This window comes from Bacillus cereus group sp. Bce019 (assembly GCF_051781745.1).
Lineage (GTDB): Bacteria > Bacillota > Bacilli > Bacillales > Bacillaceae_G > Bacillus_A > Bacillus_A cereus.
Window position 1 is genome coordinate 490,352 of sequence record NZ_JBPWJX010000001.1, and the last position, 22,630, is coordinate 512,981.

Sequence of the window (22,630 nt, forward strand, 5' to 3'; positions counted from 1 at the left end):
TCATGGAAACGACTGTAAGAAAACAAAAGAAAAATTTAGAAACGAAGAAACCATCAATTTACTCTTTACAACTTCATGAAATGCAAGATTGGTTAAAGGAACAAGGAGAACCGAAGTTCCGTGCTGGACAAATTTTTGATTGGTTATATAAAAAACGTGTAAAAAATTATGAGGATATGTCAAACCTTTCTAAAGGATTGCGTGATAAATTGTCGAATTCCTTTGATATTACTACTTTAAAAACGTTAGTAAAACAAACGTCTTCGGATGGAACAATTAAATTCTTATTCCAATTATATGACGGATATTCTATTGAAACGGTATTAATGCGACACGAATATGGAAATTCCATTTGTGTAACAACGCAAGTTGGTTGTCGTATTGGGTGTACGTTCTGTGCTTCTACACTTGGTGGATTAAAGCGAAACCTAGAAGCTGGAGAAATCGTAGCGCAAGTAGTAGAAGTTCAGCGTGCGCTTGATGAAACAGAAGAACGTGTAAGTTCTCTTGTTGTTATGGGGATTGGAGAACCATTTGATAACTATGATAATTTAATGGGATTCTTACGCATCATTAACCATGAAAAAGGACTTCATATTGGTGCGAGACATATGACTGTTTCGACGAGTGGAATTATCCCGAAAATTTATAAGTTTGCTGAAGAAGATCTACAAATTAATTTTGCGATTTCATTGCATGCTCCAAACTCAGAATTACGTTCAAAATTAATGCCGATTAACCGTGCTTATAAATTACCAGATTTAATGGAAGCTATTAAATACTATGTAAATAGAACAGGGCGTCGTATTACTTTTGAATATGGATTATTTGGAGGAGAAAATGACCAAGTAGAGCATGCTGAAGAGCTTGCTGCGCTCTTAAAAGGTGTAAAATGTCATGTGAACTTGATTCCGGTAAACTACGTACCTGAACGTGATTATGTACGTACGCCACGTGAACAAATTTTCTTGTTCGAAAAAACGTTAAAAGATCGTGGAGTGAATGTAACGATTCGCCGTGAACAAGGTCATGATATTGATGCAGCCTGCGGTCAGTTGCGTGCGAAGGAGCGCAAAGAAGAGACGAGGTGACGAGATGAAAGCCGTATTTCTATCGGATAAAGGAAAAGTTCGTCAACATAATGAAGATAGTGCAGGAGTTTTTCACAATTTAGATGGAAATGTATTAGCGGTAGTAGCAGATGGAATGGGAGGTCATCGAGCTGGTGATGTAGCTAGCTCGATGGCCATTCAATTATTCCATGATTATTGGAAGCAAACACATAATATGAATGAGCCGAAAAAAGTAGAACAATGGTTACATACTAGTGTTGGGATTATTAATGAGCGTATATATGAATATGCTCAGCAAAATGCAGAATGTAATGGTATGGGAACAACGCTTATAATAGCTGTTTGTACACCAAGCTTTGTGACAATAGGGCATATAGGAGATAGTCGTTGCTATATGGTATCAGAAGGAGAAATGACGCTAGTAACGGAAGATCATTCGCTTGTAAATGAGCTTGTGAAACATGGTGAAATTTCAAAGGAAGACGCAGAGTATCATCCGAAAAAGAATGTGTTATTAAGAGCATTAGGAACAGAAGAAAAAGTTGGGTTAGATGTTAAAACGTTGGTGATTGAGGAAGATGATCAATTACTTCTTTGCTCTGATGGGTTATCAAACAAAGTTTCTATTGATGATATGCGACAAATTTTACAGTTAAATGAACAGCTTGAAGGTAAAGGGCAGTGTCTCATTCAATTGGCAAATGATCGCGGTGGAGAAGATAATATCACACTTGTTCTTATTGATTATGCGGGTTCGACAAACGAAAGTAGGTGAAGTGCAACGTGCTGATTGGAAAACGCTTAAATGACCGTTATAAGCTGCTGAAAATGATTGGTGGTGGCGGAATGGCCAATGTATATTTAGCTCATGATGATATACTTGGCCGAGATGTAGCGGTAAAAATATTAAGACTCGACTACTCAAATAACGAAGAGTTTATTAAACGTTTCCATCGAGAAGCGCAGTCTGTTACAACGTTGTCGCATCCAAATATTGTGAATATGTATGATGTCGGAGAAGAAGATGGTATATACTATCTTGTCATGGAATATGTACCAGGGCAAACATTGAAGCAATACATAATTGAGCGAGGGATGTTACCTATAGGAGAAGCTCTTGATATTATGGAGCAGTTAACATCCGCTATGGCACACGCCCATCATTTTGAAATTGTGCATCGTGATATAAAGCCGCACAATATTTTAATTCGAGCTGATGGAATAATAAAAGTAACAGATTTTGGAATTGCGACAGCTACAAGTGCAACAACAATTACACATACAAATTCAGTGCTCGGTTCAGTCCATTATTTATCACCAGAACAGGCACGTGGCGGAATAGCAAATAAACAATCAGATATCTATTCTCTTGGGATAGTTATGTTTGAATTGTTAACAGGAAGACAACCGTTTTCTGGCGAATCTGCTGTTGCTATAGCTTTAAAACATTTACAAAGTGAAATCCCATCACCAAAAAGATGGAATGAAAATATTCCGCAAAGTGTTGAAAATATTATATTAAAAGCAACTGCAAAAGATCCGTTCCATCGATATCAATCTGCCAATGCGATGAAGCGAGATATTGAAACTGCGCTATATCCAGAGAGGATAAATGAGCAACCGTTTTACATACCAGAAGATATGGAAGCGACGAAAGCGATTCCGATTATTCAACAAGAACAATTATTTGAAAATGTAAGTGATGAAACGATTGTTTTAAAAGGGAGTAAGGTGGAAGAACCGATAAGAGCAGAAGCAGCTGAGTTAGATAAGAAGAAAAAACGGAGTAACAAGTGGCTTAAAGTTTTAATTTCAACATTTTTATTTTTAGCAATAGGAATAACATTAGCGCTTACGGTTATTCCAGGATTATTTATTCCGAAAGATGTGAAAGTTCCTGATGTGGCTGGTATGAAATACACGACAGCTGTAAATACATTAGTAGAAAAGGGCTTTGAGGTGACGGAGCCTAATATTGTATATACAGATGATGTTGAAGTTGGGGATGTAATAAAAACGGACCCTGTAGCAGGAAGAGTCGTAAAAGAAAACGCTAAAATTACTATCTATCAATCAGGTGGGAAAAAGAAAAGTAAGATGGCGAATTTCACAGGGCAAAACTTTGAGAGTGTAAAAGCTGAGTTAGAAGAAAAATATAAACAAGTTACAGTAAATTATATTGAAAATGATAAGCCGAAAGGTGAAATTGTAGAGCAAATTCCGACGCCTGATCAAATGGTTATAGAAGCGGAGCAAGAACTGAAAATCTGGGTAAGTAAAGGTCCTTATCAAATTAGACCAGGTGACTTTTCGGGGTGGACTGAAAATAGTGTAACTGGTTATTTGAATGAGAGAAAACTAACGTCAGATATAAAACGAGAGTATTCAGATACAGTCGAAAAAGGACTTGTAATTTCGCAATTTCCAAAACCAGGTACACCATTAAAAGAGGGAGATAAAGTAACTATTATTATCTCTGATGGTCAAAAGCCTAAAGTGACTAAAACGGTAAAATTGGACAATATCTCTATCCCATATGAGCCTGCTGTAACAGGTGAAAAAAAGCCGCAAACAATAGAAATTTATAAAGAAGACATGCAGCAAAAAATGGATAGACCGGTTGAAACGAGAACAATTACTGAATCAGCGACTATTTCTTTAGAATTTGTAATTCAAGAAGGTTCAAAGGGACACTATAAAATTGTACGAGATGGAGTAACGATTATTGATAAAGAAGTACCATATCCAACTCAATAATAGTGAAAGTCTACTTATTATTATTGCCTGTTATGCTGTCTACAAAGTGGACGGTATAGCAGGCAAAAATATATGATTCAAAAAGCTAGTAAAGTGATGCAGCTGTAAATGTTTTTTTGCATTTAATGGGAAATTTAATGTATATTAGCAAAAGTATATATGGTAGGTTTTGAAATCGTTATTTAGAAAATTTAAATCCATTCATTTTTAAATTCAGCATCACCTTATACAAAAAAGGAGAATTCTATGCCAGAAGGAAAAATTATAAAAGCTTTAAGTGGGTTTTATTACGTGCAGCATGAAGAAGGGGTTACGCAATGTCGTGGACGAGGTGTATTTAGAAAAAATAAAATTACACCACTTGTAGGAGACCAAGTTGTTTTTCAGGCAGATAATCCAACTGAAGGTTATGTGCTTGAAGTGTTTGATCGAAAAAATGAACTTGTTAGACCTCCTATTGCTAATGTCGATCAAGCGATCCTTGTGTTCTCTGCAGTAGAACCAGATTTTAATCCTGGACTGTTAGATCGATTTTTAGTGCTGATTGAATATCATAACATTAAGCCAATTATTTGTATTAGCAAGATGGATTTAGTAGATGAAAAGATGAAAGCAACTGTTGAAGCTTATGCGAATGATTATCGTGAGATGGGTTATGATGTTTTATTTACTTCTATTAATACGTCAGAAAGTATTGATATATTAAAACCATACTTAGAAAATTGTGTTTCTGTCGTTGCGGGTCAATCTGGTGTGGGGAAATCTTCAATGCTTAATGTGCTACGTCCAGAATTAGATCTGAAAACAAATGATATTTCCTCCCATTTAGGACGCGGGAAGCATACGACAAGACACGTAGAATTAATTGCAATTGGGAGTGGACTAGTAGCAGATACACCGGGGTTTAGTTCACTAGATTTCATTGATATAGAAGTAGAAGATCTTACATATTGTTTTCCAGAGTTGAAAGAAGCGAGCCAATACTGTAAATTTAGAGGGTGTACACATCTTTCTGAACCGAAATGTGCGGTGAAAGCTGCGGTTGAAGAAGGGAAGATTACAGAATATCGCTATAAGAACTATAAACAATTCGTAGAAGAAATTAGAGAGAGAAAGCCGAGGTATTAGTTATGATTAAAATTGCACCATCGATTTTATCAGCAGATTTTTCAAAATTAGGGGAAGAGATTAAAGATGTAGAAAAGGGCGGAGCGGATTACATTCACGTTGACGTAATGGATGGACATTTCGTACCAAATATTACGATTGGACCGTTAATTGTAGAAGCAATCCGTCCGATTACATCATTACCATTAGATGTACATTTAATGATTGAAAATCCTGATAACTATATCCCGACTTTCGCACAAGCGGGAGCGGATATTATTACTGTTCACGTAGAGGCGTGTCCACATCTACATCGTACAATTCAGTTAATTAAATCTCATGGTATTAAAGCGGGCGTTGTATTAAATCCACATACGCCAGTTTCAGTAATTGAGCATGTATTAGAAGATATAGATATGGTATTACTTATGACAGTAAACCCTGGATTTGGTGGACAGAAGTTTATCCATTCTGTATTACCGAAAATTAAACAAGTTGCAGACATGGTGAAAGAGCGCAATCTAGAAGTAGAAATTGAAGTTGATGGTGGTGTAAATGCTGAAACAGCAAGACTTTGTGTGGAAGCAGGAGCAAATGTACTTGTAGCTGGGTCAGCAGTATACAATCAAAAAGACCGCGGTGAAGCAATTCGCGTAATTCGTGGGTAGTGATGAACTTTTATCCTAGTAAGGTATTTATAGGATAGGGTAAAAATATGTAAAAAGGCAATCTACCGAATGGCAGATTGCCTTTTTACAATGGAAGGGGAAGAAAAAATGATTATTCATATTTTGGCAGGAGGACCTTCGGAATATTGCGCAGATTTTGCTCGATATGAGAATGAGGAAGTAGTGTGGGCAGCGGTTGATAGGGGAGTATACCGTCTATTAAAGAAAGGGATTACACCGGCTGTTGCGTTTGGAGATTACGATTCAGTTACTGAAGAAGAATTAGCATGGATGGGACAGCAAACGAACGAATTACATATTGTTCCGCGAGAAAAAGATCAAACGGATTTAGAAATTGCAATTAACTGGGCATTAGGACAGAAGCCGGCACTAATTCGTATTTTTGGTGCTACCGGTGGAAGGCTTGATCACGGTTTGGCAAATATACAGATGCTTTTAAAAGGGTTAGAAGTAGAGATAGAAATGTGTATTGTGGACAATAAAAATGAAATAACAGTTAAAAAAGTGGGTACACATATAATTGAAGAAAATAAAAACTTTCCTTATGTATCTTTTGTACCAGTTACTGAAATAGTGGAAGGGATTACATTGTTTGGTTTTAAGTACCCGCTTACTAATAAAACAATAGAGTGGGGATCAACACTTTGTATTAGTAACGAACTCGTTGAGGAAAAAGGTACTTTTTCATTTACTTCTGGCATATTAATGTTGATAAGAAGCACTGATTGAAGAAACAATTTTGCTCCTTACATCATATAGTGACCAAGTGGAGTAATGGGGATTAGGAGGGAAACCATGAGATTTTATACAATTAAGTTACCTAAATTTCTTGGTGGAATTGTTCGTGCAATGTTAAATACCTTCAAAAAAGATTAAAAAAAGCACCTATCACCGGTGCTTTTTCCATTGTTATAGTAAAAAAAGAGCCTATCGGCTCTTTTTTTTATTATTAAACACGTTCGATTTTGCCAGATTTTAATGCTCTAGCAGAAACGTAAACACGTTGAACTTTTCCGTCGATGCGTACGCGAACTTTTTGAAGGTTAGCGCCCCACTTACGTTTTGTAGCGTTCATTGCGTGAGAACGAGAGTTACCAGAACGAGCTTTTCTTCCAGTAATAGCACAAACACGAGCCATTTATATTTCCCTCCCTTGATACCTTACCATACGTAATTTTTCAATGTTAGTCTTTTATGCGATGCTAAAAACACTACTATAATTTAACACAACTAAAAAGAGAATGCAACACCGTAGAAAAAAGAAATCAAGAAAATTTACTTGACACTATATGTCAATGAAGAAAAGTTGAAATCCATAAAAATTGCTTGACATATTATAGTGGTACATGTTGTATAATAACAATGGACTATTTTGCTCATCATAAAAAAGTGTAATTTAAAACATAAAATATGAGAGTGAAAAGAAAGAACGATGGAATTTTCTTTAAAAAGATTATATGATAGTAACTAAAGTAGTCTAGCTCACTTTCACCATTTATGAAGGGGGAAACGAGATGTCAATTGAAATTAAAACGAAGTACGGTCAAATTGATATTAGTACAGATGTAATTGCAACAATTGCTGGAGGTGCCGCGGTAGATTGCTACGGTATCGTAGGTATGGCATCAAAAAATCAGTTAAAAGATGGATTAACAGACATTTTACGAAAAGAAAACTTCACTAGAGGTGTTATTGTTCGTAAAGATGAAGATGAAGTACATATTGATATGTATATTATTGTGAGCTATGGTACGAAAATTTCAGAAGTGGCACATAATGTGCAGACGAAAGTGAAATATACATTAGATCAAACTGTAGGACTAGCAGTAGATTCTGTAAACATCTACGTACAAGGAGTTAAAGTAATAAACTTGTAATGTGCATTAAGGAGGAAAATCTGTGTCAATTCAAAAAATTGATGGAAAACGTTTATCACAAATGATCATGCAAGGAGCGAATAATTTAACAAATAATGTTCAGCTTGTTGATGCATTAAACGTATTTCCAGTTCCAGATGGCGATACCGGTACAAACATGAACTTATCTATGACTTCAGGTGCGCGTGAAGTGAAAGCAAATCCTTCACAGCATGCTGGTAAAGTCGGCGTAAGTTTAGCCAAAGGATTATTAATGGGAGCTCGTGGTAACTCTGGAGTTATTTTATCTCAGTTGTTCCGTGGTTTCTCTAAATCCATTGAACAAAAAGAAGAATTAACAACAGTTGATTTTGCTGCAGCACTAGAAGCTGGAGTAGAGGCGGCTTATAAAGCGGTTATGAAACCGATTGAAGGAACGATTTTAACGGTTGCAAGAGAAACGGGTAAATATGCAGTAACAGTTGCGAAAAAACAGCGCGACTTTGTTTTGTTTATGGAAGACGTTGTGAAAGAAGCAAACGCATCGTTAAATCGTACGCCAGATTTATTACCTGTATTAAAACAAGTTGGCGTTGTAGATAGCGGTGGTAAAGGTCTTGTAGTGGTATACGAAGGGTTTTTAGCTGACTTAAAAGGAGAAACGATTTCTTCTGATGCACCGACGCAACCATCTATGAATGAAATGGTACGCGCAGAACATCACCGTAGTGTACAAAGCCAATTGAGTACAGAAGATATTAAGTATGGATATTGTACGGAGTTCATGGTGAAATTAGAGGCTGAAAAGGTGAAAGAGCATAATTTCTCTGAACAAAAATTCCGTGAAGATATTAGTGTATATGGTGATTCTCTACTAGTTGTGTCTGATGATGAAATTGTAAAAGTTCATATCCATGCAGAACATCCTGGAGACGCTATGAACTACGGGCAAAAATATGGTAGTTTAATTAAGATTAAAGTAGAAAATATGCGTGAACAGCATACTGCTTTGTTAGATGAACCTACTATGGTTCCTGAGCAACCAGCTCAATCGAAGGAAAAACAACCATATGGTATCGTAACTGTAGCTATGGGTTCTGGTATTAAAACTTTATTTGAGAGCATCGGCGCAACGAAAGTTATCGAAGGTGGTCAAACGATGAATCCAAGTACGGAGGATATCGTGAAGGCAATTGAAGAAGCAAATGCTGAAAAAATCATTATTTTACCGAATAACGGAAATATTGTAATGGCAGCAGAACAAGCGGCATCAGTTGTAGATCAAGAAGTTATTGTTGTTCGTTCGAAAACAGTTCCTCAAGGTATGGCAGCAATGTTAGCATTTAACCCAGTTGGAACGTTAGAAGAGAATGAAGAAAACATGCAAGAAGCTTTATCTCATGTGAAAACAGGTCAAATTACGTATGCTGTACGTGATACGGAAATTGATGGTGTAGCAATTCAAAAAGATGATTTCATGTGTATTGCAGATGGGAAAATTGTATCTACAAATGCTGAAAAAGTAGGAGCTGCGAAGCAATTACTAGAAGCGCTTATTGATGAAGATTCTGAAATCGTAACGATTCTACAAGGGGAAGATGCAACTGATGAAGAAGTAGCGGAGTTAGTTGAATTTGTAGAAGAGAAATTTGAAGATGCAGAAGTAGAAGTACATGCTGGAAACCAACCAGTGTATTCTTTCATCTTCTCTGTAGAATAAGATAAGATTCGTTTTGAAAATAAATGGATTACTTACTTGCTAATGGATAAGAAGTAGTAATATGAAGTTTATTACTAGTTTTTATTCAAAAGGCTAGCATATTGAAGAGAGAAAAGAGCCTTGCTGCTAATAGTGAGGCTCTTTTTTACTTGTTTTATATAAGGGATTTGAGTAGTTTCTCTTAGAATGCCTATGATAGAATATATAAGGTGAAAGAGAGCGATTACAGATGCTAATTGGTACTCAAATAAAATGCAATAAAGAAAATAATGTGACGGGGTGTGAGAATCTTGAATGATGTTGTACAAGTTCCTGTTACGGATGTAAAGGGGATCGGAGGAGAAACATCTGAGTTACTACATGAGATGGGTATTTATACAGTTTCTCATCTATTAGAACATTTTCCGTACCGTTATGAAGATTATGCGATGAAAGATCTTGCTGAAGTAAAGCATGATGAACGTGTAACGGTTGAAGGGAAGGTTCATAGTGCTCCTTTGCTGCAATATTATGGTAAGAAGAAATCGCGTTTAACAGTTCGTGTTCTCGTCGGTCGTTATTTAATTACGGCGGTATGTTTTAATAGGCCTTACTATAAGCAAAAATTAAAGTTAGATGAAACGATAACGATTACTGGTAAATGGGATCAACATCGTCAAACAATTGCTGTATCAGAACTTCATTTTGGACCGGTTGTACGTCAACAAGAAGTGGAACCTGTTTATTCAGTAAAGGGGAAACTTACAGTAAAACAGATGCGTCGTTTTATTGCTCAAGCGTTAAAGGAATATGGAGATTCTATAGTCGAAGTGTTACCGGATGGTTTGTTAGGGCGATATAAATTATTACCAAGATATGAAGCGCTCAGGGCATTGCATTTTCCGGTAGGACAGGAAGATTTGAAGCAAGCGCGTCGCCGTTTTGTATATGAAGAATTTTTCTTATTTCAGCTGAAAATGCAAACGCTCCGGAAAATGGAGAGGGAAAATTCAAAAGGGACGAAGAAAGAGATTCCGTCAGCAGAATTACAAGAATTTATCGATGCACTGCCGTTTCCATTAACGGGTGCGCAGCGCCGAGTTGTAGATGAAATTTTGAAAGATATGACATCTCCTTATCGGATGAACCGACTATTGCAAGGTGACGTTGGTTCTGGGAAAACAGTTGTTGCTGCGATTGGTCTTTATGCATCGAAATTAGCTCATTATCAAGGTGCTTTAATGGTTCCTACAGAAATTTTAGCTGAGCAACATTATCAGTCGCTTGCTGAAACGTTTTCGCATTTTGGTATGAAGGTGGAACTGTTAACAAGTTCTGTTAAAGGGGCGAGACGTCGAGAAATTTTAGCGAAGTTAGAACAAGGAGAAATAGATATTCTTGTTGGAACGCATGCCTTAATTCAAGATGAAGTTATATTTCATAGGTTGGGTCTCGTTATTACAGATGAACAGCATCGATTTGGTGTAGCGCAGCGCCGAGTTTTACGGGAGAAAGGTGAAAGTCCAGATGTATTATTTATGACAGCGACACCAATTCCGCGTACGCTTGCAATTACTGCATTTGGAGAGATGGATGTTTCGATAATCGATGAGATGCCAGCAGGTAGAAAGGTGATTGAAACATACTGGGCAAAACATGATATGTTAGATCGCGTTCTCGGTTTCGTTGAAAAGGAGATAAAAAAAGGAAGACAGGCATACGTTATTTGTCCTCTAATTGAAGAATCTGAGAAACTTGATGTGCAAAATGCTATCGACTTACATAGTATGCTGACGCATCATTACCAAGGGAAATGCCAAGTTGGATTGATGCATGGGAGATTATCGTCTCAGGAAAAAGAAGAGATAATGGGACAGTTTAGTGAAAATAAAGTACAAATTCTTGTATCGACAACAGTTGTTGAAGTAGGTGTGAACGTACCGAATGCGACTGTAATGGTTATTTATGATGCAGAACGTTTCGGTTTATCGCAGCTTCATCAGCTTAGAGGGCGTGTCGGCCGTGGTAGTGAACAATCATATTGTTTATTAATAGCAGACCCTAAATCAGAAACAGGGAAAGAAAGAATGCGCATAATGACTGAAACAAATGATGGATTTGTATTGTCAGAAAAAGATTTAGAATTACGAGGTCCTGGAGATTTCTTTGGGAGTAAGCAAAGTGGCTTACCAGAATTTAAGGTTGCTGACATGGTACATGATTATCGAGCGTTAGAAACGGCAAGGCAAGATGCGGCGATACTAGTAGATTCAGAAGCGTTTTGGCACAATGATCAGTATGCTGCCTTGCGTACGTATCTTGATGGGACAGGTGTGTTCCAAGGAGAGAAGCTCGATTAAAGGGAGTCAACAAAAGTTTTTGTTGCATTCTACTTTTAATGATTATATACTACTGTTAGTACCTAGTCATAAAAATGGATGGTGCGGTATGAAAAAAAGAAGAAGTAAAAAAGAAAGACAAGAGTTATTACAACAAACAATCGAATCAAATCCTTTTATTACGGATGAAGATTTAGCGGAAAAATTTCAAGTGAGTATACAAACGGTACGACTTGATCGTATGGAATTGTCTATTCCTGAATTAAGAGAGAGAATTAAACATGTAGCTACAAAGCAACATGAAGAAGATGTGAAATCTTTACCGTTAGAAGAGGTTGTTGGAGAAATTATTGATATTGAATTAGATAGACATGCAATCTCTATCTTTGAAGTAAAGATAGAACATGTATTTAAAAGAAATCAAATCGCTCGTGGGCATCATCTGTTTGCGCAAGCAAACTCACTAGCTGTTGCGGTTATTGATGAAGAATTAGCTTTAACTGCAAAGTCTACCATTCGATACATTCGCCCTGTAAAATTAGGAGAGCGTGTTGTTGCAAAAGCGCGCGTTGAAGATGTAGAGAATGATAAAGGACGGACGGTTGTCAAAGTGCGTAGCTTCGTTGGAGAAGAACTTGTTTTTACAGGCACTTTTGAAATGTATCGATCTAGTAATTATAGTGAGGAAGGTAACAACTTATGAAAATCGCAATAGATGCAATGGGCGGAGATCACGCTCCAAAGGCTGTAGTATTAGGGGCAATGAAAGCTATTAAGGAATATTCTGATTTACATATTACGTTAGTAGGGAAAGAAGAGGAAATTCGTCAATACTTAACGAGTGATGAACGAATTACTATTCTTCATACAGACGAAAAAATAGAATCAACGGAGGAACCAGTAAGAGCGGTTCGTCGAAAAAAACAAGCTTCAATGGTGCTTGCGGCACAACAAGTAAAGGATGGAGAAGCAGACGCTTGTATATCCGCAGGTAGTACAGGAGCTTTAATGGCAGCTGGATTATTTGTAGTCGGTCGTATGGAAGGAATTGAGAGACCAGCTTTATCGCCTACAATGCCAACTGTAGATGGAAAAGGTTTTGTTATGTTAGATGTTGGAGCAAATGTTGATGCAAAACCAGTTCATTTATATCAATATGCAGTAATGGGATCTGTTTATGCTGAGAAGGTAAGAGGAATTGAAAATCCTCGCGTTGGACTATTAAACGTTGGAACAGAGGATGGAAAAGGAAACGAGCTTTCAAAGCAAGTATTTGCAATGCTTAAAGATGCGCCAATTAATTTCGTGGGGAACGTTGAATCAAGAGATTTATTGCAAGGTGTAGCAGATGTTGTTGTATGTGATGGTTTTACAGGGAATGTAGCGTTGAAATCATTAGAGGGAACAGCACTTGCGCTATTCTCTATGTTGAAAGAACAGTTAATGAGTTCATTTACGAGCAAATTAGCAGCGGCGGTATTAAAGCCAAAACTTATGGTATTAAAAGATAAAATGGATTATTCGGAGTATGGAGGAGCTGCATTATTTGGATTGAAAGCACCTGTCATTAAGGCTCACGGTTCTTCTAATGATCAGTCGATATTTAGTGCGATTCGTCAAACGAGAGAAATGGTAGCGAAAGAAGTAATTCCTACGATTTCAAGCGTAATGGAGAAAGAGTCACTCCAATAAGAGGAGGATTTGAAATGGGAAAAATAGCATTTCTTTTTCCGGGCCAAGGTTCACAGGCAGTTGGAATGGGTAAACAATTAGCAGAGAATAATAAAGAGGTTGCAAAAGTGTTTGCAAAAGCAGATGAGGTGTTGGAAGATTCACTTTCAGAAGTGATTTTTGAAGGACCGCAGGAAAAGCTTACATTAACAACAAATGCGCAGCCTGCATTATTAACAACGAGTTTTGCTATTTTGACAGCTTTGAAAGAGTATGACATTACACCTGACTTTGTCGCTGGTCATAGTTTAGGTGAATATAGTGCTCTTGTAGCAGCTGGTGCATTAACTTTTGAAGATGCTGTATATGCTGTAAGGAAACGCGGGGAATATATGGAAGAAGCTGTTCCGGGCGGGGAAGGCGCAATGGCAGCTATATTAGGTGCTGACCCACATATGCTGAAACAAGTTACAGAAGAAGTAACAAGTGAAGGATATGCAGTGCAAATCGCTAATATGAATAGTACGAAGCAAATTGTGATTTCTGGAACGAAGCAAGGCGTAGAGGTTGCTTCTCAAAGAGCGAAAGAAAATGGTGCAAAGAGAGCGATTCCACTAAAAGTAAGTGGGCCATTCCATTCTTCACTTATGAAGCCGGCAGCTGAGAAGTTCCAAAGTGTTTTAAATGAAATTACAATTCATGACACGAATATTCCTGTTATTGCAAATGTTACGGCGGAAGTTATTACACGTGGTGCAGACATTCAAGAAAAGTTAATCGAACAGCTTTATTCGCCTGTATTATGGTACCCGTCTATTGAATATATGGTGAACCAGGGAGTAGATACATTTATTGAAATTGGACCTGGAAAAGTACTTGCTGGACTTATGAAGTCAATTGATTCATCAGTAAAAGCATATGCGATATACGATGAAGAGACATTAAAAGATACCATTTCAAATTTGAGAGGAGAAAACTGATGTTAAAAGGGAAGGTAGCATTAGTAACTGGCGCTTCACGTGGAATTGGTCGCGCGATTGCGATTGATTTAGCGAAACAAGGGGCAAATGTAGTAGTAAATTATGCTGGTAATGAACAAAAAGCAAATGAAGTAGTAGATGAAATTAAAAAATTAGGTTCTGATGCAATTGCGGTAAGAGCAGATGTTGCAAATGCTGATGATGTTACAAATATGGTGAAACAAACAGTAGATACATTTGGACAAGTTGATATTCTTGTAAATAATGCTGGTGTAACGAAAGATAATTTATTAATGCGTATGAAAGAAGAAGAATGGGATACAGTTATTAATACAAACTTAAAAGGTGTATTCTTATGTACAAAAGCAGTATCTCGTTATATGATGCGTCAACGTCACGGTAGAATTATAAACATCGCTTCGGTTGTTGGTGTTATAGGAAACCCAGGACAAGCTAACTATGTTGCTGCTAAAGCGGGTGTTATTGGATTAACAAAAACATCTGCAAAAGAGTTAGCAAGTCGAAATATTACAGTGAATGCAATTGCGCCGGGCTTTATTGCGACTGATATGACGGATGTACTAGATGAGAATATTAAAGCCGAAATGTTAAAAGTTATTCCAGCTGCTCAATTTGGTGAAGCGAAAGATATCGCGAATGCTGTAACGTTTTTTGCTTCTGATCAAAGCAAATATGTTACAGGTCAAACGTTAAATGTTGATGGCGGTATGGTAATGTAATAAAAGAATCGATTTCACCTAGTTTTTTTGGTCAATATTTAATATAATATTTGAGGGGAGGTGAATGGAATGGCAGATGTTTTAGAGCGCGTAACAAAAATCATCGTTGATCGTTTAGGAGTAGAAGAGACTGAGGTAGTACCAGCTGCAAGCTTCAAGGAAGATTTAGGAGCAGACTCCCTAGATGTAGTAGAACTTGTAATGCAATTAGAAGATGAATTCGAAATGGAAATTTCTGATGAAGATGCTGAAAAGATTGCTACTGTTGGCGATGCTGTGACTTACATAGAGAGTCATCTATAATGCTTAAGTGAAGTCCCGTTTTTTAGCGGGGCTTTCTGGCTTATATCTGGAGGGACCTATGCCGTACCGAAAATATAGAGAAAAAAAATACGAAACAAAATATCGTGAAGCATTTAAAGTGTTTCAAGAAAAGATAGGTATTACGTTTACAGATGAAAAATTATTGATTCAAGCATTTACGCATTCATCGTATGTGAATGAGCATCGAAAAAAACCGCATGAAGATAATGAGCGTCTTGAATTTCTTGGAGATGCAGTATTGGAACTGACTGTATCGCAGTATCTGTTTCAAAAATATCCGACAATGAGCGAAGGAGAGTTAACAAAACTACGTGCAGCTATTGTATGTGAGCCATCTCTTGTTCGTTTTGCGAACGAATTGTCATTTGGTAGCCTTGTTTTATTAGGAAAAGGTGAAGAAATGACAGGTGGACGTGAACGACCAGCTTTATTAGCGGATGTCTTTGAAGCGTTTATTGGTGCCCTTTATCTTGATCAAGGGCTAGAAACAGTTTGGGAATTCTTAAAAGAAATTGTATATCCGAAAATTAATGAGGGTGCTTTTTCTCATGTGATGGATTATAAGAGTCAGTTGCAAGAATTGATTCAGCGTGATGGCAGTGGCAATGTTGAGTATCAAATTTTGCAAGAAAAAGGACCAGCTCACAATCGAGAATTTGTGTCGCGTGTTACGTTAAATAACGTAGCTTTAGGTCTTGGTAGTGGTAAGTCGAAAAAAGAAGCAGAGCAACAAGCTGCTGCAGAAGCATTGAAAAAATTAAAAGAACAACTATAAGGAATCCCCCTTTGAATGAGGGGGATTCCTTGTGCATAGAATGAAACTTTCTTTTTGTTTATAATGAAAAAGAAGGTAAATCCGTATAATACTTGTTTTTGTATAGAGAACATTTATAACGACGGAGAATAGGAGGAAGGCCTTTCGTGTTTTTAAAAAGATTAGAAATAGCAGGGTTTAAGTCTTTTGCTGAGCGTGTATCTGTTGATTTTGTCCCAGGTGTAACTTCTGTAGTAGGACCTAATGGAAGCGGGAAAAGTAATATTACTGATGCAATTCGCTGGGTACTTGGTGAACAATCTGCAAAATCATTACGTGGTGCAAAGATGGAGGATATTATTTTTGCAGGCAGTGATACGAGGAGAGCGGTTAATGTTGCTGAAGTAACAATAACTTTAAATAATGAAGATCAACGTTTACCAATTGAATACAATGAGGTGTGTGTAACACGTCGTGTATCTCGTTCAGGTGATAGTGATTTTTATATTAATAAACAATCATGTAGATTGAAAGATATTATCGATTTATTTATGGACTCTGGTATGGGAAGAGAAGCTTTTTCAATTATTAGCCAGGGGAAAGTGGAAGAGATTTTAAGTAGTAAGTCAGAAGAGCGTCGAGGTGTATTTGAAGAAGCGGCAGGCGTACTAAAATACAAACTTCGCAAAAAGAAAGCTGAAGGGAAATTAGCAGAAACACAAGAAAACTTAAATCGTGTACAAGATATAATTCATGAATTAAGTAGTCAAGTAGAACCTTTAGAAAGACAAGCTTCTATTGCGAAAGATTATCTTGAGAATAAAGAAGAATTAGAGAAAGTAGAAGCTGCGCTTATTGTCCATGAAATTGAAGAATTGCACGAGAAATGGGAAGCGCTTCGAAATCAGTTTGGGCATAATAAAAACGAAGAAGCTAAAATGTCAACGAATTTACAAAAAAGTGAAGAAGAGCTTGAGGAATTACGAGGACAATTACAAGCGGTAGATGAGTCTGTAGACTCGTTGCAAGAAGTACTTCTTCTTTCTAGTAAAGAGCTAGAAAAACTTGAAGGGCAGCGCGAGTTGTTAAAAGAGAGAAAGCAAAATGCTACGACGCATTGTGCGCAACTTGAGCAGTTAATTGTTGAATTAACAGAGAAAGCTAAAAGTTACGATGGTGAGATTGAGTCAAGTACAGAAGCTTTAATGCAATTTGTGAATGAAGTAAAAGAGTTGGAGCAAAAATTGCATGATAATGAGCAACTGCTTGCTACTTTTGCTGACAATTTAGAGGAACAGATTGAGAATTTAAAAGGTGACTATATTGAGCTTTTAAATCAACAAGCTAGTCATCGTAATGAATTATCTATGATTGAAGAACAATCTAAACAGCAAACGTCTAAAAACGAGCGTCTAGATGAAGAGAATGCGAAATATGTAGAAATGCGTATGGAAATTACAGCGAAAAAGACGAAACTTGTAGAAAGTTACGAACAAGCGAAAGAAAAAGTAGCTGGCATTCTCTCAAACATACAGAAGACAGAGGCGGCGCTTGGGAAATGTAAGACGCAGTATAGTGAAAATGAAACAAAACTGTATCAAGCATATCAATTTGTGCAACAGGCACGTTCTCGAAAAGAAATGCTTGAAGAGATGCAAGAAGATTATTCTGGATTCTATCAAGGTGTACGTGAAGTATTGAAAGCTAGAGAAAATAGGTTGCAAGGTATCGAGGGTGCTGTTGCGGAACTGTTAACGGTACCGAAAGAATACGAAGTTGCAATGGAAATTGCTCTAGGTGCAGCGATGCAGCATATTGTTGTACAAACAGAGGAGCATGCTCGTAATGCGATAGCATTTTTAAAGCAAAATAAACATGGACGTGCAACGTTTTTACCGCAAGCTGTTATTAAAAGCAGGTCTTTATCATTTGAGCAATTACGCATTGCAAATCAACACCCATCGTTTGTAGGTGTGGCGGCAGAACTTGTGCAGTACAACAATAAATATGAAAATGTAGTTTCAAATTTATTAGGTACGGTTATTGTTGCGAAAGATTTACGCGGAGCAAATGAGTTGGCGAAACAACTGCAATACCGTTATCGCATTGTAACAATCGAAGGTGATGTAGTGAATCCTGGCGGTTCTATGACTGGTGGGGCGGTAAAGCAAGCGAAATCTTCTTTATTAGGACGCCAACGTGAACTGGAAGAGTGGACTCGCAAGTTAACTGATATGGAAGAAAAAACAATGAAGTTAGAAAACTTTGTTAAAGCAGTAAAACAAGAGATTCAAGAAAAAGAAGTGAAAATACGCGAACTAAGGCAAACTGTAGAAGTAGATCGTGTAGATGAGCAGAAATTAAGAGAAGAGATTAATCGTCTAGAATTAGAAGAACATCGTATTAATGATCGATTGTCTATTTATGATTTAGAGATTGAAGGGTTTTTACAAGATCGAGTAAAAATGCAAGGGCGTAAAGAGGAGTTAGAAGGGATTTTAACGAATCTTCAAGCTGATATCACTAAGTTAGATAGTAAAATTGTAGCTTTAACAAAACAAAAAAGTGAGCAACATTCTTCGAAAGAAAAAGTTCAAAAAGAAATGACGGAGTTAAAAGTGCTGGTAGCTGAAAAGCAACAACGCTTATTTAATCAAAAAGAAAAAGTTGAACGATTGACGAAGGAAAAAGAAGAAACGGATGCGACACTTGTAAAAACGAAAGAGGATTTAGCGTTCTTAAAACAAGAAATGACATCTAATTCAAGTGGTGAAGAGCAAATTACGAATATGATTGAGAAGAAAGCATATGATCGTAATCAAACTTCAGAATTAATTCGCTCTCGTCGTGAACAACGTGTATCGTTGCAAGAGAGGGTAGAACATTTAGAGCGCAATTTGAAAGAAACGACAGGTAAACATAAATATATTCTTGAAATGTTGAAAGATCAAGAAGTGAGAATAAATCGACTTGATGTAGAGTTGGAAAATAGATTACAACATTTACGTGAAACATATACGATTTCATTTGAAGCGGCAAAACTAAAATATACAATGACAATGCCTGCAGAAGATGCGCGTAAGAAAGTAAAATTAATCAAATTATCTATAGAAGAGTTAGGTACAGTGAACCTAGGGGCAATTGATGAATATGAACGTGTAGCGGAGCGTCATACATTCTTACTAGAGCAGAGAGACGACCTAGAAGAAGCGAAAGCGACATTGCACCAGCTTATTACCGAAATGGATGAAGAAATGAAAAAACGCTTTTCTACTACGTTTGAAGGCATTAGAATGGAGTTTCAATCGGTATTCTCTGAATTATTTGGAGGCGGTAGAGCGGATTTAGTAATGACTAATCCAGAGGATTTACTAAATACGGGTATTGATATTGTAGCACAACCGCCAGGGAAGAAACTGCAGAACTTAGGTTTACTTTCAGGTGGAGAGCGTGCTTTAACAGCAATTGCGCTTTTATTTGGTATTTTAAAAGTACGCCCAGTACCATTCTGTGTACTAGATGAGGTAGAGGCAGCCCTTGATGAGGCGAATGTAGCTCGTTTTGCACAGTATTTAAAGAAATTCAGTAATGAGACGCAGTTTATTGTAATTACACATAGAAAAGGTACAATGGAAGAGTCTGATGTGTTGTACGGTGTAACAATGCAAGAATCAGGGGTATCTAAACTTGTTTCGGTTCGTTTAGACGCCGGAGAAGAACTTATTGCAAGTGAATAGGAAGGATGGGAAAGTATGAGTTTTTTTAAAAAACTAAAAGAAAAAATTTCAAAACAAACGGATACAGTTACAGAGAAATTTAAACAAGGATTAGAAAAAACGAGAAATTCATTTGCGGATAAAGTGAATGATTTAGTGTATCGTTACCGTAAAGTGGACGAAGATTTTTTCGAAGAGTTAGAAGAGATCTTAATCGGTGCAGACGTTGGCGTTGCGACGGTAATGGAATTAATTGACCAATTGAAAGAAGAAGTACAACGTCGTAACATTCAAGATCCAAAAGAAGTACAAGCTGTTATTTCAGAAAAACTAGTAGGAATTTACAAAGGCGACAGCGATTTTAGTAACGAAATTAATATGCAAGAGGACCAATTAACGGTTGTTTTATTTGTTGGTGTTAATGGTGTAGGAAAAACGACGACAATTGGTAAACTGGCGCATAAGTTTAAATCAGAAGGTAAGTCAGTCCTATTAGCGGCAGGAGACACATTCCGTGCTGGAGCGATTGAACAATTAGAAGTATGGGGCGATCGCGTTGGTGTAGAAGTGATTAAACAAGGATCTGGATCTGATCCAGCGGCGGTTATGTATGACGCTGTACAAGCTGCGAAAGCACGTAAGGTAGATGTATTACTATGTGACACAGCAGGACGCTTGCAAAATAAAGTAAATTTAATGAAAGAATTAGAGAAGGTGAAGCGTGTAATTGAGCGTGAAGTACCAGGTGCTCCTCATGAAGTATTACTTGTTATTGATGCAACAACAGGACAAAACGGTTTAAGCCAAGCGAAAACATTCCGTGAAGCAACGAATGTAACTGGTATTGTTTTAACGAAGTTAGATGGAACTGCTAAAGGTGGTATTGTATTAGCGATTCGTAACGAAATGGATGTACCAGTGAAGTTTGTTGGATTAGGAGAGCAAATGGATGACTTGCAACAGTTTGATCCAGAACAATATGTGTATGGTTTATTTGCGAACTTAGTAGAAACAGAAGAAGTATAAGTGAAAGGAGCGGTATTTCCGCTTCTTTTTCTATAAAAAATATATGATGTTAAGAAAAAAACTTGACACTCTTTTGGACTACATGTAAACTAATTCATGTAAAGGGAAATCACTTAACAAAGGATGATCCAACATGCTCGAAAAAACAACGAGAATGAACTATTTATTTGATTTTTATCAATCGTTGTTAACGCAAAAACAAAGAAGTTATATGTCGCTTTATTATCTAGATGATTTATCTCTTGGTGAAATTGCGGAAGAATTTGATGTAAGTCGCCAAGCCGTGTATGATAACATTAAACGGACTGAAGCGATGCTTGAAGAATATGAAGGAAAATTAGTATTACTTCAAAAGTTTCAAGAGCGACAGCGACTTGTTGCAAAGCTAAAACAGCTAATCAGCGAAGAAGAGCATGTAAATGAAGAAATGAAACAAGTTGTTGAAGCTATCGAAAAATTAGATTAGGAGGGCGGCAATATGGCATTTGAAGGATTAGCCGACCGACTTCAACAGACAATGCAAAAAATCCGCGGCAAAGGAAAAGTTTCTGAAGCCGATGTGAAAGAAATGATGAGAGAAGTTCGTCTAGCTCTTTTAGAAGCAGATGTTAACTTTAAAGTAGTAAAAGATTTTGTGAAGCGTGTGTCTGAACGTGCTGTCGGACAAGATGTAATGAAAAGTTTGACACCTGGACAACAAGTAATTAAAGTTGTACAGGAAGAACTTACAGAACTTATGGGCGGAGAGCAAAGCAAAATTGCTGTTGCTAATAAGCCACCGACTGTTATTATGATGGTTGGTCTGCAAGGTGCGGGTAAAACAACGACGACAGGTAAGCTTGCGAATTTGCTTCGTAAAAAGCATAACCGTAAACCGATGCTTGTTGCAGCGGATATTTACCGTCCAGCAGCGATTAAACAGCTTGAAACATTAGGGAAGCAATTGGACATGCCTGTATTCTCTTTAGGAGATCAAGTAAGTCCTGTTGAAATTGCGAAACAAGCGATTGCAAAAGCAAAAGAAGATCATCACGATTATGTTTTAATCGATACAGCGGGTCGCCTGCATATTGATGAAGAACTAATGGATGAATTAGCGAAAGTTAAAGAAGTTGCGAAACCGGATGAAATTTTCCTTGTTGTCGATGCGATGACGGGACAAGACGCGGTAAATGTTGCGCAAAGTTTCCATGAACAGTTAGGTTTAACAGGTGTTGTATTAACGAAATTAGATGGTGATACGCGCGGTGGTGCTGCATTATCTATTAAGGCTGTAACAAACACGCCGATTAAATTTGCTGGTATGGGTGAAAAACTAGATGCAATTGAAGCGTTCCATCCAGAGCGTATGGCATCCCGTATTTTAGGGATGGGCGATGTCTTAACATTGATTGAAAAAGCGCAAGCTACAGTTGATGAAGAGAAAGCGAAAGAACTTGAGCAAAAAATGCGTACGCTTTCGTTTACGCTTGACGATTTCCTAGAACAACTTGGACAAGTGCGTCAACTTGGGCCGCTTGATGAATTGTTAGGAATGCTTCCTGGTGCAAATAAAATTAAAGGGCTGAAAAATGCACAAGTTGATGAAAAACAAATTGGGCATATTGAGGCAATTATTCGTTCTATGACTAAATTAGAACGAGAACAACCGGAAATAATCAATGCTAGTCGCAAAAAGCGCATTGCCAAAGGTAGCGGTACAACTGTACAAGAAATCAATCGTCTAATTAAACAATTCGATGACATGAAAAAAATGATGAAGACGATGACGGGAATGCAAAAAGGTAAGAAAAAAGGACTAGGTGGATTGAAGTTTCCATTCATGTAAGGAAAAAAAGATGGCTCTGTTAAGAAAAAATACTTTACAAAGCAATAGTCTTTTTGCTAATATAATTATCT

Annotated in this window: 21 protein-coding genes; 20 read left to right on the top strand and 1 reads right to left on the bottom strand. The window is 37.2% G+C overall.

The window, feature by feature from the left end:
• Nucleotides 1–2: 2 nt before the first annotated feature.
• From rlmN to spoVM, 7 genes are all read left to right on the top strand, one after another.
• Complete coding sequence (gene rlmN / locus ACS2QP_RS02715; protein WP_000450540.1) at nucleotides 3–1,091, top strand: 23S rRNA (adenine(2503)-C(2))-methyltransferase RlmN; 1,089 nt, start codon at nucleotides 3–5, stop codon at nucleotides 1,089–1,091.
• 4 nt (nucleotides 1,092–1,095) lie between these two features.
• A complete protein-coding gene (locus ACS2QP_RS02720; protein WP_000648703.1) occupies nucleotides 1,096–1,848 on the top strand; it encodes a Stp1/IreP family PP2C-type Ser/Thr phosphatase in 753 nt (250 codons plus the stop codon).
• Between the two features lie 8 nt (nucleotides 1,849–1,856).
• Nucleotides 1,857–3,830: a Stk1 family PASTA domain-containing Ser/Thr kinase gene (gene pknB, locus ACS2QP_RS02725; RefSeq protein WP_000904747.1), complete on the top strand. Its 1,974-nt coding sequence runs from the start codon at nucleotides 1,857–1,859 to the stop codon at nucleotides 3,828–3,830.
• A gap of 246 nt (nucleotides 3,831–4,076) precedes the next feature.
• On the top strand, nucleotides 4,077–4,958 hold the full coding sequence (gene rsgA / locus ACS2QP_RS02730) for a ribosome small subunit-dependent GTPase A (RefSeq protein WP_438882117.1): 882 nt from the start codon (nucleotides 4,077–4,079) through the stop codon (nucleotides 4,956–4,958).
• Nucleotides 4,959–4,960: 2 nt separating this feature from the next.
• Nucleotides 4,961–5,605 (top strand): ribulose-phosphate 3-epimerase, encoded by a 645-nt coding sequence (rpe, locus tag ACS2QP_RS02735; protein WP_000589974.1) that lies wholly within the window; start codon nucleotides 4,961–4,963, stop codon nucleotides 5,603–5,605.
• Between the two features lie 69 nt (nucleotides 5,606–5,674).
• Nucleotides 5,675–6,355, top strand: coding sequence for a thiamine diphosphokinase (locus ACS2QP_RS02740; RefSeq protein WP_002183880.1), 681 nt, complete (start codon nucleotides 5,675–5,677; stop codon nucleotides 6,353–6,355).
• A 66-nt stretch (nucleotides 6,356–6,421) separates the two neighbouring features.
• Entirely contained in the window at nucleotides 6,422–6,502 is an 81-nt protein-coding gene (gene spoVM / locus ACS2QP_RS02745; protein ID WP_001213599.1) for a stage V sporulation protein SpoVM, read from the top strand.
• Nucleotides 6,503–6,575: 73 nt separating this feature from the next.
• Here spoVM and rpmB read toward each other — a convergent pair whose 3' ends face one another.
• Nucleotides 6,576–6,764: a 50S ribosomal protein L28 gene (gene rpmB, locus ACS2QP_RS02750; RefSeq protein ID WP_000124776.1), complete on the bottom strand. Its 189-nt coding sequence runs from the start codon at nucleotides 6,762–6,764 to the stop codon at nucleotides 6,576–6,578.
• A gap of 376 nt (nucleotides 6,765–7,140) precedes the next feature.
• Between rpmB and ACS2QP_RS02755 the strand changes: the two genes are divergently transcribed.
• The 13 genes from ACS2QP_RS02755 to ffh all read left to right on the top strand — a co-directional run bounded on the left by ACS2QP_RS02755 (nucleotide 7,141) and on the right by ffh (nucleotide 22,559).
• Nucleotides 7,141–7,503: an Asp23/Gls24 family envelope stress response protein gene (locus ACS2QP_RS02755; RefSeq protein WP_000021109.1), complete on the top strand. Its 363-nt coding sequence runs from the start codon at nucleotides 7,141–7,143 to the stop codon at nucleotides 7,501–7,503.
• A gap of 22 nt (nucleotides 7,504–7,525) precedes the next feature.
• Nucleotides 7,526–9,202 carry a DAK2 domain-containing protein gene (locus ACS2QP_RS02760; protein WP_000027129.1) on the top strand — a complete coding sequence of 559 codons (1,677 nt, stop codon included), beginning with the start codon at nucleotides 7,526–7,528 and terminating at the stop codon, nucleotides 9,200–9,202.
• A 290-nt stretch (nucleotides 9,203–9,492) separates the two neighbouring features.
• On the top strand, nucleotides 9,493–11,541 hold the full coding sequence (gene recG / locus ACS2QP_RS02765) for an ATP-dependent DNA helicase RecG (RefSeq protein ID WP_001000816.1): 2,049 nt from the start codon (nucleotides 9,493–9,495) through the stop codon (nucleotides 11,539–11,541).
• Nucleotides 11,542–11,629: 88 nt separating this feature from the next.
• Complete coding sequence (gene fapR, locus ACS2QP_RS02770) at nucleotides 11,630–12,223, top strand: transcription factor FapR (protein ID WP_000747348.1); 594 nt, start codon at nucleotides 11,630–11,632, stop codon at nucleotides 12,221–12,223.
• A complete protein-coding gene (gene plsX / locus ACS2QP_RS02775; protein WP_000684102.1) occupies nucleotides 12,220–13,212 on the top strand; it encodes a phosphate acyltransferase PlsX in 993 nt (330 codons plus the stop codon). The genes fapR and plsX overlap by 4 nt, the downstream gene beginning before the upstream one ends.
• A gap of 14 nt (nucleotides 13,213–13,226) precedes the next feature.
• A complete protein-coding gene (fabD, locus tag ACS2QP_RS02780; RefSeq protein ID WP_000515899.1) occupies nucleotides 13,227–14,171 on the top strand; it encodes an ACP S-malonyltransferase in 945 nt (314 codons plus the stop codon).
• On the top strand, nucleotides 14,171–14,911 hold the full coding sequence (gene fabG / locus ACS2QP_RS02785) for a 3-oxoacyl-[acyl-carrier-protein] reductase (protein ID WP_000911773.1): 741 nt from the start codon (nucleotides 14,171–14,173) through the stop codon (nucleotides 14,909–14,911). Before fabD ends, fabG begins: the two co-directional genes overlap by 1 nt.
• Nucleotides 14,912–14,980: 69 nt before the next feature.
• A complete protein-coding gene (acpP, locus tag ACS2QP_RS02790; protein WP_000786062.1) occupies nucleotides 14,981–15,214 on the top strand; it encodes an acyl carrier protein in 234 nt (77 codons plus the stop codon).
• A 58-nt stretch (nucleotides 15,215–15,272) separates the two neighbouring features.
• Complete coding sequence (gene rncS / locus ACS2QP_RS02795; protein ID WP_001146875.1) at nucleotides 15,273–16,010, top strand: ribonuclease III; 738 nt, start codon at nucleotides 15,273–15,275, stop codon at nucleotides 16,008–16,010.
• A 146-nt stretch (nucleotides 16,011–16,156) separates the two neighbouring features.
• Entirely contained in the window at nucleotides 16,157–19,726 is a 3,570-nt protein-coding gene (gene smc, locus ACS2QP_RS02800) for a chromosome segregation protein SMC (RefSeq protein WP_000478973.1), read from the top strand.
• A gap of 15 nt (nucleotides 19,727–19,741) precedes the next feature.
• Nucleotides 19,742–20,731 (top strand): signal recognition particle-docking protein FtsY, encoded by a 990-nt coding sequence (gene ftsY / locus ACS2QP_RS02805; protein ID WP_000007655.1) that lies wholly within the window; start codon nucleotides 19,742–19,744, stop codon nucleotides 20,729–20,731.
• A 133-nt stretch (nucleotides 20,732–20,864) separates the two neighbouring features.
• On the top strand, nucleotides 20,865–21,197 hold the full coding sequence (locus tag ACS2QP_RS02810) for a putative DNA-binding protein (protein WP_438882118.1): 333 nt from the start codon (nucleotides 20,865–20,867) through the stop codon (nucleotides 21,195–21,197).
• Between the two features lie 12 nt (nucleotides 21,198–21,209).
• A complete protein-coding gene (gene ffh / locus ACS2QP_RS02815) occupies nucleotides 21,210–22,559 on the top strand; it encodes a signal recognition particle protein (RefSeq protein WP_000863460.1) in 1,350 nt (449 codons plus the stop codon).
• Nucleotides 22,560–22,630 lie beyond the last annotated feature (71 nt).